A 13,831-nucleotide genomic window follows, 5' to 3' on the forward strand; every position below is an offset into this window, starting at 1 on the left:
CCCGTTTTCCTACTGGCCTACTGGTCGGATTTCTTGCCCAGGTGCGACAGCGGGTCCTCGAACTTCGAGAACGCGATGCCCGGATGTGCCGGCGCGATGTGCTCGCAGATCCAATCGTATGCTTCCTTCATGCGCGAGCGGCGGACCCACAGGCCCGACAGCTGCAGCACGAAGTAGACGCGGTCGGACTGGTTGGCGTCCATCTGCGCCTGCATCTCAGGCGTGACCTCGTCGAACTGGTCGGCGGTCTTGTAGCCCATGACCTCGAGCATGAGGTCGTTGTTGCTCGCCGCCTTGAGGTTCACGCTCAAAACCTGCTCCCACGGCAGGACGATGATGTCATCCGGCTTCGTGAAGTCCGTCACGCCGTCTTCGGTGTACTCGAACAGCGGGCCGCGGTCGCTCATCTTGCGCACGTTGAACACGACGCCCGCGATGAAGCAGACGGCAACCGCCACCGAGATGATCGGCCACACGATGTTGCCCCCGCCCTGGGTGAAGCCCAGAGCGACGATGCACACCGCGATGACCACATACGACAGGCTGATGGCGAACAGCCTGCGCATGTCGTTATACACAACGAGTTTGTCCACAGGAGTAACCTCGCTTTATTTCCAAACTTACGAGCGTAGGACCTCGAGGAATCCCACGACGTCGGCCAGGCTGTCGAACGAGAGCACCGCGTCGCGGCGGATGTTCTCGCGGTTGCCTTCGGGCTGATCCAGAATCGGGTAGCCCTCGGTGACCGAATCCATATTCGTCAGATCGTCGAACACGAAGCCCGACGTGAAGCCGCCGGCATTGGCGGCACGGATGCCCGCATGGCTGTCTTCCAGCACCAGGGTGTGCGCGGGGTCGGCGTCGATGAGGGCCGCCGCCTTGAGGAAGATCTCCGGGTCGGGCTTGCCGTTTTTGACCTGGGAACCGTCCATGATGTAGGGGAAGGCGTGCGAGAGGTACTCGGCCTCCATGTACTCATCGATGAGCGGCCGGACCGTGGAGCTCGCGAGCGCATAGGGGATCTTGCGCTCCTGAAGGTAGTTCAAAAGCTCCAGCAGGCCCTTCTTCTTGCCCACGCGGCCGTTTTGCTCCATGCGCACGGCCGTCTTCTGCTTCTTGATGTACTCGCGCCACGTGGTGACGTCCTTGTCCTCACCGAACGCGTGGCGCAGCTCGGCGACGACCTCGTGCTCGATCCTGCCGCACAGGTGCATGTACAGGGCAGGGTTCATCTGGAACCCGAAGGCGCGGGCTGCGCGCAGATACGCCCGGTAGCACAGGCGCTCACTGTCGAAGATAAGACCGTCCATATCGAAGAGGACTGCCTGAAACGGACCCACGTCGAGCTCCTTTTCGTTCGAATACCCGTTACAAAAGATAAGGCCTGCGCCCTCCTGCGGGTGCGCGGAGAGGTGCAGGCCTGAAAGATCGAAGGCGCTTAGGCCCTGATCTCGTTCACCGGCTCCTCGCCGGCGACGAAGCGCTCAACATCGCCAACGCACTTCTCGCCCATGCCGCGCAGGCACTCCTCCGTGTAGGCGGAGATGTGCGGGCACACGAGAACCTTGGGATGGTTGAAGTACGGATCGTCGGCGCGCGGCGGCTCGTCGTGCATGACGTCCATCGCGAGGCCCTTGACCGTACCGTCCTCCAGGGCGGCCAGCATAGCAGGCTGGTCGATGAGGTCGGCGCGGGCGTTGTCCACCACGTAGACACCCTTCTTCATCTTGGAGAGGGCATCGGCGTTCAGGATGTGGAACGACGTGGGGTTGAGGTCGGCGTTGAGCGTCAGGATGTCGCAGTTGGAGACCACGGTGTCGAGGTCGGTGTACTGGAAGTCGACGCCCTGGGCGCGCAGCCCCTCGGCCCACTCGTCGCGCTGGACCGGGTCGCAGGCCAGGACCTTGAGGTCGTAGCCGCGGGCCAGGATCTCGACGACGCGGGTGCCGATGTTGCCGCAGCCGATGATGCCGAGGGTCTTGCCGGACACGCCGTTGCCCACAAAGGAGGCACGGTCGGCCCAACGTCCCTCGTTGGCGGCCACGTGGGAGTCGCTCACCTGACGCATGCAGTCGAGCAGCAGCGCCACGGCGCCCTCGGCCACGGCGTCGCGCTCGACGAGCGGCGGCACGGTGGTCAGGATGCAGCCCGTCGCGTTGCAGGCCTTGACATCGACGTTGTTGTAGCCGATGCCGTGGCGCGAAAGCAGCAGCAGGTCGGTCTTGTGCTCGAAGAACTCAGCGTCGAAAAACGGGGTCACCGAGGAGATGATGACGTTGTAGTCCTTGAGGGTCTCGGCCAGCTCGGCGCCGTGGGCGTCGCCCGCCACGCGGACACGCTCGACCGTGCCGATCTTCTCAAGGCGCTCCATCTGATCGGGGAAGCGGCGCCCGAACGACGAGGAGTTAACGATTGCGATGCGATATTCCATCTAAGTCGCGCATCCTATCTGATCGCAGGTTCAGTTCAAACGGACTACTTGCCGCACTTGGCCAGAGCGCCAGCCAGAGAGACGTTCTCGGAGGACGGAATCTTCTGGAAGTAGACGGTCACGCCCGCATCGCCGATAGCCTTGGCGATGTCGGCGTCGTCGTCGGTCAGGCCGACGGACTCGATGACCTTGGTGGAGCCGGGCTTGATGGCGATGCCGCCAACGTTCAGCTCCTTGATGGGCACGCCGCCGTCGACCGCGACCTTGGCGTAGGCCAGGGACTTGAAGATCAGCGCGACCTTGTCGTCGCCGAACTGGTTGGCGTTCCACTGGTCGACGAGGCCCTGAGCGGAGTAGACCTTGATCTTCAGACCACCGGTGGACTGGGTGGACTCGTAGATCTCCTTCATGAACTCATCGTTGGCGGTGGCGTCGTCGACAACGTAGGCGGCGTTGGTGCCCTTGCCCTTGGTCCACACCTGCATGACCTGGCCGTGAACCAGACGGTCGTCGATACGCGCGAGGGTGATCTCTGCCATGATAGTTTCTCCAATCCCTAGTGGGTTACTAAAAAGGGGTACACACCCCCTATAGAGATATGTACCCCAAATCGGACAATTAGCCCTTGAGGTTGGCGCGGTTGATGAGGCGAGCGCCCATCTTGCCGGCCTCGACGGCGGTCGCGGCGAGCTCGTGGCCGTCCTCGGCCATGTCGAGCTGCTGGATCGTCTCGATGAGCATCGGCATGTTCACGCCGAGGATGACGTCGCAGTCGACCTTGCCGACGCAGGCAAGCGCGACGTTGGAGGGGCTGCCGCCCATGAGGTCGCACATGATGATGGTGTGCGCACCGGCCTCCTCGTTCTTCTCGACGATCTCGAACGCCTTGGCGCGCAGATCGTCGACGGACTGACCGGGCACGAGACCCAGGGCGTCAACGTTCTCCTGCTCGCCCATGATCATCTCGGCGCTCTTCTTGAGCTCGATGCCGAACAGGCCGTGGGTGATGATGAGGACCTTGTTCATACGTGTGCGCTCCTTATTCGCTCAGAATCTCTCTTAGAGGATGCCGACGACCGCGAGGACGATCAGGATGACCGTGAAGCCGAGCATGGCCTGGGTCACCTTCATGCCCTTCTTCTGGAAGAAGAAGAACAGGGCCATAACGGCGATCAGCGGCAGCAGGCCGGGCAGGATGCCGTCCAAGGTCTCCTGGAGGACGAAGGGCCTACCGGACAGGTCGGCCTCGATCGGGGTGGACAGCTTGACGTAGCTTGCAGCCATGCAGCCCATCATGAACAGGCCGAGCACGCCGAGCGCGTCGATGATGGACTTGATGCGGCCGCCCTTCATGACCTCGAGCGCGGCGCGACGGCCCATGGTGTAGCCCATGCGGGTGAACAGGTAGCCGTAGATGAAGGTCGCGGTGGCGAAGCACACGAACGGCATGACGGCGCCCAGCGGGTTGCCCTCCTGGCACAGGCCCAGGAACAGGGAGATGCAGATGTACTGAACGGTACCGGAGTCGATGGAGTCGCCGACGCCGGCCAGCGGGCCCATCAGGCCGATCTTGGTGTTCTGGATCATGGAGGCGTCGAGGGCGGGCTCGCCGGCGTTCAGGGCCTTGGCGCGCTCCTCCTCGAGGGAGACGGTGATACCGGAGATGATACCGCCGCCCCAGACGGCCTGGGTGTTGAAGAACTGCAGGTGACGCTGGTAGGCCTCGCCCAGGAACACGGGGTTCTTGTAGAGCTTCTTCAGCACGGGCATAAGGCCGAAGCACAGCGAGGGCGCGATCATACGGTCGAAGGTGTGCGGCACCTCGTTGCACCACCACCAGCGGAACCAGACCTTCATGATGTCGCCCTTGGTGATCTCGTCGGGCTTGTTGGCCTCGCCGAGCATCAAACGGGGATCGGCATGGATCATGCCGTCTTCATCGAGGTAATCGTGATAGTCCTGGGAAAGCTTCTCGACTTCGCTCATGAGTATGTTCCCTTCCTTTCTATGAGATATGGGGCCTGGCGATTAGGCTTCGGCCTTCGTGGTGAACATGTTGTAGCAGAAGGCGATGATGACGCCGAAGATTGCCCAGGTGATCATGGTGATGCTCAGGCCGGCCCTGGTGGTGAGAACGACCAGGAAGTAAGCCAGGAAGAAGAACACGAGGAGCTTGCGGCTGCCGATAACGTGCATGGTGATGGCGATACCGAGAGCGGCAAGACCACCGGAGACGACGTCGAGGGCATGCAGCACGGGGCCGTTGCTGATGGCGTTCATAACGTCGGAGATGACCGGGGCGCCCAGGTACAGGGCGATGGTGATCGTCGGGACGAACAGCGCGAAGGCGAAGATGGTCGGCATGACGGCGATCCAGAAGACCAGACCACGGGAGTCGGCCTTGACGGCGCACTGATCCATCTTGTTCACGGCGATGGTGTTCAGGAAGAAGCGGAGCTGGTACAGGTAGCTACCCATCAGGCCGACGGGCACCGCGATCGCGACTGCGGCCTCGGGGTCAAGGTCGCCCAGAATCGCGACGGACACGGCGATGGCCGATGCCACCGCAGGCTCGGAGGGCATAGCGCCGCCGGGGGCGACGACACCCATGTAGATGAGCTGGATGGTAGCGGTGACGACCATGGCCTGGTGCATATCGCCCAGGATGAGGCCGACCCAGAAGCCCGCCATCAACGGCGAGAAACGCATGGTGAGGGTAGCATAACCAAGCGCGCGAGATTCGATTGCCGCCACGAAGAGGGCAATCAGCAATGCTTGCACAATTGTCATAATGCCTTTCCTTTCTCTCCTCTTTTCCGGAAGATGGTGGAGTGCGTCTTCTCCATCCCTCCCCGTTGCCCCAACGAGGCCCCTCGTTAAGACAAACCTTGGGCTTTTCGCCCCTTTGACCAAAAGTCTATGTGTTTTTCTGTTGTACTTGAAGAAATTATTTTTCTTTCTGGCGAACGGTCTTTGCCTTATCGCCTGCCGAATTTAGACGTTTTTACGAAGTGTTTTGTGCTACCCGCTCATTGCGCGGGGTCTTTTCTTACTTGTGACATAATTTTTGCAGATAATAGGCTATTTTTTAATTGCTAGGCCCGATATGTCATTTGCCTGTTGATGTGATGCTCCTGTGACGTTTTCAAAACGGACAAAGTGATTATTGCCGTATACAGACCGTTTACCACCGTTCAGCCGGTTGACCTTTTGTTATGTAGGCTGAAAAATAATTTTTTTCTTCGAGAGCCCTCTGTGCGCAAGAATATTTGAGTACACTTGTGGCATAAGCTCATATTGATATAGCAATATGAACCGCTGACCAGTCTGGACCATCAATGGCACGCAACACTGTTCTCCTCAAGATCAAGTCCCTCATGCCCTCGCTCTCGACCAAGGAGCAGAGCATCGCGAACTTCGTGCTCGAGGATCCCCGATTCGCCTCCCGCATGACCATCAACGAGATGGCGGCACAGCTCGGCGTGGCCGACTCCACGGTGTTCAAGTTCACCAAGAAGCTCGGGTATCGGGGCTTTCGCGATTTCCGCACCGATCTGCTCGCCGAGGAGTTCGATCCGCAGATCTCCATCCACGAGAACGTGACGCCCGAGGACACCCCGGTCGTCGTGGCGCAGAAGATCTTCCATTCCAGCGCGAAATCCCTTCACGACACCCTGTCGCTGCTCAACGAGCACGACTTGGATCAGGCGATTGATTTTATGCTGGGCGCCTCGCACATCTCCCTGTACGGCTGCGGCGAATCGGGCGTCATCGCGCTCGACGCCTACCAGAAGTTCCTGCGCTCGCCCATCCCCTGCCACTTCATCACCGACACGCACATGCAGCTCATGCAGGCCGCGCAGTTGACGCCCGACGACTGCGCTATCGTCATCTCGCACACGGGCGCCACGCGCGAGATGATCGAGATCGCCCGCATCGCCCACGAGGCCCGCGCGCGCGTCATCCTCATCACGAGCTACCCCTCGCAGCACATCTCCGAATACGCCGACGTCACCTTCGTCTCGACCTCGGACGAAACGGGATACCGCCCCGAGTCGCTTTCGTGCCGTTTCGCGCAGCTCGCCATCATCGATACGCTCTACACGGCGCTCATGTTCCGCGTGCAGGGGACGGCCGAATCGCTGCGCAAGATACGCGAGGCCATCAATCTGACCAAAGTGGACGATTAGCGAAGCGCGCCGATGGGTTGGTTGGGGACGGGTTCGTTCCAACCCATTTTCGTTTGCACGCCGTGATCATAGATGGGTTGGAACGAACCCGTCCCCAAACGACCCCTAGGCGTGCTTGCTAGCCGCTGTAGCGGGCCAAGAATGCGCGCGTGCGCTCCTGCCGGGGGTTGCCGAACACCTCTGCGGGGGCTCCCTCCTCGACGATCATGCCGCCATCCATGAAGACGACGCGGTCGGCCACATCGCGCGCGAACGCCATCTCGTGCGTCACGATGATCATGGTGATGTCCTCCGCCGCGAGCTGCCTGATGACCTTGAGCACCTCTCCGGTGAGCTCGGGATCGAGCGCGCTGGTCGGCTCGTCGAAAAACAGGATGTCGGGGTTAAGCGCCAGGGCGCGCGCGATGCTTGCGCGCTGCTGCTGGCCTCCCGAGAGCTGGCAGGGAACCTTGTCCTCGCAGCCGGTGAGGCCCATCTTGGCGATCAGGGAGCGCGCCTGCTGCTCCACCTCGGAGCGGTCGCGCTTTTGCACCACGATCGGCGCGTCCATGATATTGCGCAGCACCGTCATGTGCGGAAACAGGTTATAGCTCTGGAAGACCAGCCCGAAGCGGCTCTTGGCGCGACGCATGGTGTCGCCTCGCACGTAGCTCACCTGCCCGTCCGCGTCGGTCGACGCCACGACGAGGTCGCCATAGGACAGCGTGCCCGCGTCGATCTGCTCAAGCGTCGTCGCGCAGCGCAGCATCGTCGACTTGCCGCCGCCCGACGGGCCGATGATCGCCACCACCTCGCCCGGCTCGACCGCCAGCGAGATGTCGCGCAACACGACGTTGTCGCCGAATGCCTTGCTCACATGCTCCATCGAGAACACCGCATCAGCCACGGTACGCTCCTTTCCTGCTATCGGCTCGCGCCGCCCTGCCATGCACGCCCGTCCTCCATGGCCAAGCGGAGCGGAACGGATTTCCTAGTCGTGGTAGTAGTTCAGCTTCTTCTCGACGAACCCGATCACGATCTCGACGAGGAAGTTGAACACCCAGTAGAACGCAGCAGAGATAGCGAAGGGAACCATGCTCACCTGCGAGGCCACCAGCGCCTTGGCCGTGGAGAACATCTCCGCCACGCCGATCGCGAACGCGAGCGACGTGTCCTTCACGAGCGTGATGATCTCGTTGCCCATGGCGGGAAGGATGCGCTTGACGACCTGCGGCAGCACAATGCGCACGAACGTCTGCATCCGCGAATACCCCAGCACCTCGGCCGCCTCGTACTGGCCGCGCGGGATGGATTGGATGCCGCTGCGGTAGATCTCGGCGAAATAGGCCGCGTAGTTGACGATGAACGCCACGATGCACGCCTGCCATTTGGAATCGGTGGTCAGCTCGATGCCGAACACGTAGTACGGGGCGAAGTAGATGGCGAACATCTGCAGCATGAGCGGCGTGCCGCGCAGCACGGAGATGTAGACGCGCGCCAGCGCCCGCAGCGGGACGAAGCGGCTCATGCGCGCCAGAGCGATGGGGACCGCCAGCGGAATAGACCCCACCAAGGTGAGCACGAAGATCTGGATGGTCGTGCCGAAACCCTCCAGCAGCATCCCGACCATGGTTGCAATATCCATCTGCATCCCTTCAAGCAAAATGGTGGGAAAACGAGGAAGCCCCGTTTTCCCACCGCATTCGAAATTTTAGGGACTGTCCCTAAAATTTCACGGTCCTGCGCTACTCGAGCACCCAGTTATCGTAGCTGATGCCGTACTCGGCGTACTTGTTGCACAGCTCCTCGATGGTGCCGTCCTCGTCCATCTCGCGCAGGGTCTCGGTCACCTTGTCGGCGAGCTGCTGGTTACCCTTCTTGAAGCCGACAGCGTAGTGCTCCTCGGACAGCATGTCGGGCAGCTGCGCGTAGGCGTCGGGGTTGGCGGCCATCTGGTACTCGGCGATGGACAGGTCGCACGCCACCGCGTCGACGGCGCCAGACTCGAGCTGCATGAAGGCCGTGTTGTACTCGCCGATCTGCTCGAGCGAGGCGAACGTCGCGGCAAGGTCGGCCTGGTCGCCCTCGAGCACGTCGAGCGCGGCGGAGTCGACCTGGGTGATGACCGTCTTGCCCGCAAGGTCATCGAAGCTCTCGATGCCGCTGTCGGCCTTCACGACCACAACTTGGCCGTTGAGCATGTAGGGCTCGGAGAAGGTGTAGTCGTCCTCGCGGCCCTCCATGGTGAAGCCGTTCCAGATGCAGGAGATGGCGCCGGAATCAAGCAGCGTGTCCTTGGCGTCCCAGTCGATGGGCTCGTAGGTGACCTCCCAGCCGCAGCGCTGGGCGACCTCGGCAGCAAGGTCGAGGTCGAAGCCGGTGAACTCGCCGTCATCGCCCACGAAGCCGTAGGGCGGATAGGCCTGGTCGAAGCCGACGATGAGCTCGGTGATGTCGGCAGAGTTGTCGGCGCCCGATGCCGCAGCCGAACCGGAGTCGGCCGGCTCGTCGGAAGCAGGGCTGCCGCCGCACGCGGCGAGCGCGAACGCGCACACGAGCGCCACGGTCGCGGCAAGCATGGTGAACAGACGGGATCTCTTCATGGTGCAACCTTCCCTTAAATATCTCGCAACGCTGTTCACTTTACTATGGTGGAGTATTCTCGGCAAGGATTATTTTCCCGTGTGTCAGATTTATTTCCGCCGACTCGGCGGCGACAGGCTTCGACACCTGCCGCGCGCTACGATGCCGTCGGAATGATGCCCTTCTCGATGCAGCGCCTCACGATGGCGGCCATCTCGGCGCGCGTCGTATTGTTGTGCGGCGCCACGTAACGGCCCTCGACAAGCGACACGCCGTCGATGACGCCCTTGTTGAGCGCCCAGATCACGTTTTCCGTCGCCCACGGGCTCGTCGTCGCCCAATCGAGCATGCTGTGGTACTTGCTCGCATCCAGCGAATCGCCCGTCTTGCGCGCGATGTTCGCGGCAACGCTTGCAAGCTGCTCGCGCGGCAGGGGCTCGTTCACGCCGAAGCGCACGTACGTGCCGGTCGCGGGATCCCCGATGCCGTTCATGTAGCCGTGGTACACCGCCCAGTTGATGGCGTCGGCATAGTACTTGCTCTGATCGACATCGGCAAAATTGCAGGCAGGGGCCTTTTCCCCGTTCCCGAAGATGTTGTAGAGCACGCATGCCACGTCTTGGCGCACGATGGCCTCGTTGGGAGCGAAGCGCAGCACGGGGTCCGCAAGGCCGCTCATGTACCCGTTCTTATACACATAGACGATGTCGTCGTAGTACCATGCGCGGTCGACGTCGAAAAACGGCAGCTCGTCGGATTCGTCGGAGCCCGTATCGCCCGACAGGGCCTCGTCCTCGGCGATGTATTCCAGGCAGGTCGCCCGCTCGCGCTCGTAGCGCGCCTTGTAGCTCGCGCCGTACGCGTAGTCGTCCACGTTGTTGACCACGGCGTCGCACAGGGCGTTCACGAACTCCCGGTCGGTCATGTCGTCCGAAAGGTTGGCGAGCCTGAAGAAGCGCTGGCAGCCGCCCGAGCCGAACAGGTTGCACAGGCCCCAGGCCAGGCCTTTGACGCAATCCGCGCGCCCCGAGATGTCGACGCCGAAATTGTTCTTCAGAATCCGCTGTACCGGCAGGTAGTACTCCTGGTAGGCATAGGCGTCCTGCAGCGCGGAGAACTCGGTCGAATCCGCACGGTACGCAGCGTGCCAGGCGTTCTCGGCAAGCTGGCCGATCTCGGTGAGCTGCTTGGTCTCACGGTCGTAGATAGCCCCGCCCGTCAGCTCGTCGCCCCGCTCGATCACCGGCGCGAACATCACATATTTCGTCGGGTTGTACTCGTAGCACGCCTTGATGAAGGGAAGCAGCGAGTAGCGGCGGTCGAATTGGTAGAACCCCATGGCGTTATAGCCGTCGCCATAGCTGAATCCCTGATCGTAGTTGCTGCCGCTCTCGTTTTCGGCAAAATACTTCATCTCGCTGGAAAGCGTCAGCGGGGTCAGGCGCGCAAGGCCCTCCTCGGTCGACAGCAGCGAGATCGAACCGCTTTCCTGGGGATCCTCTTCGTAATCGAGCGCGCGGTCGTAATCGCCCGGCTCGGGCAGCGGACCGGACTTTCCCGTGTCGCCACCGGAAGACGAGGCGGTCTCGGAAGCGCCCTGCGGGATCGTCGTGCCCGCAAATGCGCTGGCAGGCATGGTCCAGGCGCCCAGCGCAAGCGTGAGCGTCAGGCCGGCAGCAACGGCGCGATGCCGTGACTCCATGGTTCCTCCTTGCTTGTGCGCTCCCGGCGGGGAGAGCGTGATTAGGGTACGTTTGCGTCAGAGCGCAACAGAGGCACCTTTATTATTCCCGGGAACAATCCCCACATCAACGGGGTCAATGAAATAATGCAGCCAGGCTCATCATTTCATCATGGCCGGCGCAGCTTGAAACCGATACCCCATACCGTTTCGAGGTACCCGTCGGTTCCGCTCGATTTGAGCTTGGCGCGCAGGTTGCCCATGTGGGTGGCGACGGTCTTCTCATCGGAGGAGCTCACGCGCGCGGAGCCCGCGGCGATGTCGTCGAGCAGCCGCTCGTCGTGGCAGGTGGCGAGATACAGGTCGCGCTTGGTGAACACGCGGTCGGGATGTGCCATCAGCAGGGCGAGCAGGTCGAACTCGGTCCGCGTGAGGCGCACGGGCGCATCCGCCGCATAAAAGCGGCGCGTCGCGGGATCGAGGCGCCAGGCCCCGAACGTGAGCACCGTCTCCCCGACCTCGCGTGCGGCGGGCGCACCCGGCGATCCGGCGACAGCGATCCCCCGCACGCGGAACTGCGCATCGATGCGGGCGAGCAGCTCGTCGAGATCGAATGGCTTGACGAGATAGTCATCGGCCCCGCACCGCAGAAGCGCGATGCGGTCGTCCACAGCGCTTTTTGCCGAGATGACGATCACCGGCACGTTGCCCAAGCGCTGTCGAACGAGCGGCACCAGATCCTCGCCCGGGCACCCCGGAAGCATGAGGTCGGTGATGACCAGGTCGAACGTCTGACACGACGGCCCTTCGAGCAGCATGCGCGCCTCGCTGCCCGAGAACGCGGGCACGCAGGTGTGGCCCGCGCCGGCAAGACACGTGCAGACGATCTCGTTGAGCGCGGCGTCGTCCTCGATGACCAGGGCTTTCATCTCATCCTCCACGACTGCTCCGGCGCATGCGGACGCGTGCGCCCAGGATGCCTCGGCGATCAGGCACGAGGCAGGCTGATGCGCACGGTCAGGCTTCCGTCCGCGACCTCGCCGTGCGCCTCGCCGCCCATAGCATCCAGCAAGCGCGCGACGATGGCAAGTCCAAGCCCGCTCCCCTCGCCCGTCCGCGCGGCATCGCTTTTGTAGAACCGGTCGAACAGACGCCCGGCATCGATCGCATCCGGTTGCTCCACGGGGTTGGAGATGCTCAGGCTCACCCCTCCTCCCATCGACACGATCTCGATCGAGGGCGCGCCCGCTCCGTAGCGCAGCGCGTTGTTGACGAGGTTCGTCAGCACGCGCGTCAACGACGACGTCTCCGCGAGCACCTGGACGTCCTCGTCTTCGCAGACGATAGACGGCTCCCATCCGCGCGCGGTGAACTGCGGGTAGAACGAGACGAGGACATCGGACAGGACCGGCAGGAGCGCCACGGGCTCCACGTTCAGCGCCAACGCGGGATCTGCCGCCTTCGCGTACTCGAACAGCCCGTCTACCAGCGTGCGCATGGAAGACAGGCGCTCGATCGCGGCTTCGGTGTAGCGCTCGCGCTCGGCCTGCTCCGCCGTGCGCTGCGCCAGCTGCAGGTAGCCTTGCGCCCCCGCCAGCGGCGTGCGGATATCGTGCGACAGCGAGGCGAGGTCCTGCTGAAACGACGCTTGCGCGGCGCGGTCGGCGATGCGACGGTCCCGTTCGCGATCGAGCTCCCTGTTGAGCGCGCGCGCGAGCCCCTCGAGCCCCGCGCTGCGCACCTCGAGCGCGATGCGCGCATTGCTGTCCGGCGCCCGCAGGTCAAGCTCCTTCGCGATGCGCACAAGCTCGCGATCCCGGCGGACCATCACCATCAGGGCGATGAGCAGGGCCGCGACGAGCCCGGCGATCAGCGCCAACGATCCCACATCGGCTGTCATGAGCCCACCTCCTTACAACGACGATCGATTCGTTCCCCGCTCCCCGCACCCGTGCTCCCACCTCGCCCGTCTTGCCATCTCGTTCTGTCGCTTCGTTCATGAATGAAGAGGTGGGTTAGATATAAAAATCCTGCGCAAACGCCGTAAACGGTCTCCTTCGTTCATGAATGAAGGACCCCGGGGATACCGCCGGCCTCCTCGGCACCGCGTCCGCAAGCGGGTGAACAGACGGGCACCGCCTTCCCTAGAACGAACGGCGCCGCAGGTGCGCGTAGGCGACCAGTGCGGCAATCACCGACCAGAGCAGCGGGTAGAACACGACCTTGAGCATGGCGCCCGGGTGGGAGAAGTACCCGAGGCCCTCGCCCAGCACGTACGCGTGCGTCGAGGGCAGCATCGAGCTCATCTCCAACGCAGCAGAAGCGCCGCCGCCCATCGTGAAGAGCGCGAGCGGAAGCATCAGCAATTTCCCGACGATACCGTAGCAGATGGCGAACGCGAGCACCCAGGCGATGCGCGAGCTTCGCGCGAACATGCAGGCGCACAGCATGATCGAGCAGAAGCAGAAGCCCGTCAGCGCGGCAAGCGCCGCCCATGCCGCCACGGACGCGGCGTCCACCGGAGGCGTCTCGACGCCCCATGCGCCGGGCAGCCAGGCGCACACGGCGAGCAGCAGCACGGTCGACACGACGCAGCTTGCCAGCATGGTGAGCAGCTGCGCGCCAAGGTAATGGAGCCGCGCGTGCGGTCTGACGATCACGTTTTTCATCGCGGCGCCCGACGGCAGGCCTGCGATGTCATCCGTGAAAAGCTGCACGCACCAGATGCCGGCCATGCAGGGCAACAGCGGCGCGCTTCCGAATGCGACCCGACCCGCGAGCCCCAAAAACGTGGGGTCGTAGGTCTCGCCCGACGCCCATCTGCCGTTCCAAAAGCCCATCTCGAGCTCCGCGGCGCCAAAGATGGCGAACACCGCGACCGCGGCAAGCGGCGCCGCTATCAGCGCCCCGCTTTTCCGAAGACGAAACAGGATCGCGCGTAGCATGTTGAGCATCCCGATCACCCCT

At 62.8% G+C, this 13,831-nt stretch carries 15 protein-coding genes; 1 reads left to right on the top strand and 14 read right to left on the bottom strand.

Annotated elements, in window-relative coordinates; all coding sequences use genetic code 11:
• Window positions 1–17 precede the first annotated feature (17 nt).
• The 7 genes from BN3789_RS01390 to BN3789_RS01420 form a co-directional block, all read right to left on the bottom strand.
• On the bottom strand, window positions 18–593 hold the full coding sequence (locus tag BN3789_RS01390; protein WP_066829022.1) for a hypothetical protein: 576 nt from the start codon (window positions 591–593) through the stop codon (window positions 18–20).
• Between the two features lie 27 nt (window positions 594–620).
• A complete protein-coding gene (locus BN3789_RS01395) occupies window positions 621–1,340 on the bottom strand; it encodes an HAD family hydrolase (RefSeq protein ID WP_066829024.1) in 720 nt (239 codons plus the stop codon).
• A gap of 98 nt (window positions 1,341–1,438) precedes the next feature.
• Complete coding sequence (locus tag BN3789_RS01400; protein WP_066829026.1) at window positions 1,439–2,431, bottom strand: D-isomer specific 2-hydroxyacid dehydrogenase family protein; 993 nt, start codon at window positions 2,429–2,431, stop codon at window positions 1,439–1,441.
• 44 nt (window positions 2,432–2,475) lie between these two features.
• On the bottom strand, window positions 2,476–2,970 hold the full coding sequence (locus BN3789_RS01405) for a PTS sugar transporter subunit IIB (RefSeq protein ID WP_066829027.1): 495 nt from the start codon (window positions 2,968–2,970) through the stop codon (window positions 2,476–2,478).
• A 79-nt stretch (window positions 2,971–3,049) separates the two neighbouring features.
• Complete coding sequence (locus tag BN3789_RS01410; RefSeq protein WP_066829029.1) at window positions 3,050–3,457, bottom strand: PTS sugar transporter subunit IIA; 408 nt, start codon at window positions 3,455–3,457, stop codon at window positions 3,050–3,052.
• 33 nt (window positions 3,458–3,490) lie between these two features.
• Window positions 3,491–4,417 carry a PTS system mannose/fructose/sorbose family transporter subunit IID gene (locus tag BN3789_RS01415; protein WP_079989007.1) on the bottom strand — a complete coding sequence of 309 codons (927 nt, stop codon included), beginning with the start codon at window positions 4,415–4,417 and terminating at the stop codon, window positions 3,491–3,493.
• A gap of 42 nt (window positions 4,418–4,459) precedes the next feature.
• Window positions 4,460–5,221, bottom strand: coding sequence for a PTS mannose/fructose/sorbose/N-acetylgalactosamine transporter subunit IIC (locus tag BN3789_RS01420; RefSeq protein WP_066829031.1), 762 nt, complete (start codon window positions 5,219–5,221; stop codon window positions 4,460–4,462).
• A gap of 548 nt (window positions 5,222–5,769) precedes the next feature.
• On the opposite strand from BN3789_RS01420, the gene BN3789_RS01425 reads away from it, so the two are divergent.
• Complete coding sequence (locus tag BN3789_RS01425) at window positions 5,770–6,621, top strand: MurR/RpiR family transcriptional regulator (protein WP_066829033.1); 852 nt, start codon at window positions 5,770–5,772, stop codon at window positions 6,619–6,621.
• A gap of 118 nt (window positions 6,622–6,739) precedes the next feature.
• On the opposite strand, the gene BN3789_RS01430 is transcribed toward BN3789_RS01425, so the two are convergent.
• The 7 genes from BN3789_RS01430 to BN3789_RS01460 form a co-directional block, all read right to left on the bottom strand.
• Complete coding sequence (locus tag BN3789_RS01430; RefSeq protein ID WP_066830240.1) at window positions 6,740–7,486, bottom strand: amino acid ABC transporter ATP-binding protein; 747 nt, start codon at window positions 7,484–7,486, stop codon at window positions 6,740–6,742.
• Between the two features lie 105 nt (window positions 7,487–7,591).
• Entirely contained in the window at window positions 7,592–8,245 is a 654-nt protein-coding gene (locus BN3789_RS01435) for an amino acid ABC transporter permease (RefSeq protein ID WP_066829035.1), read from the bottom strand.
• A 100-nt stretch (window positions 8,246–8,345) separates the two neighbouring features.
• Window positions 8,346–9,203, bottom strand: a complete 858-nt coding sequence (locus BN3789_RS01440) for a transporter substrate-binding domain-containing protein (RefSeq protein WP_066829036.1) — start codon at window positions 9,201–9,203, stop codon at window positions 8,346–8,348.
• A gap of 137 nt (window positions 9,204–9,340) precedes the next feature.
• Window positions 9,341–10,885 carry an S-layer homology domain-containing protein gene (locus tag BN3789_RS01445; protein WP_066829038.1) on the bottom strand — a complete coding sequence of 515 codons (1,545 nt, stop codon included), beginning with the start codon at window positions 10,883–10,885 and terminating at the stop codon, window positions 9,341–9,343.
• A gap of 149 nt (window positions 10,886–11,034) precedes the next feature.
• Window positions 11,035–11,793: a response regulator transcription factor gene (locus BN3789_RS01450; protein WP_187119099.1), complete on the bottom strand. Its 759-nt coding sequence runs from the start codon at window positions 11,791–11,793 to the stop codon at window positions 11,035–11,037.
• A gap of 59 nt (window positions 11,794–11,852) precedes the next feature.
• Complete coding sequence (locus tag BN3789_RS01455; protein ID WP_079989008.1) at window positions 11,853–12,764, bottom strand: sensor histidine kinase; 912 nt, start codon at window positions 12,762–12,764, stop codon at window positions 11,853–11,855.
• Between the two features lie 244 nt (window positions 12,765–13,008).
• Window positions 13,009–13,818 carry an ABC transporter permease gene (locus BN3789_RS01460; protein ID WP_066829041.1) on the bottom strand — a complete coding sequence of 270 codons (810 nt, stop codon included), beginning with the start codon at window positions 13,816–13,818 and terminating at the stop codon, window positions 13,009–13,011.
• Window positions 13,819–13,831: the final 13 nt, after the last annotated feature.

The sequence above is a fragment of the Collinsella ihumii genome (assembly GCF_900046475.1).
GTDB lineage: Bacteria > Actinomycetota > Coriobacteriia > Coriobacteriales > Coriobacteriaceae > Collinsella > Collinsella ihumii.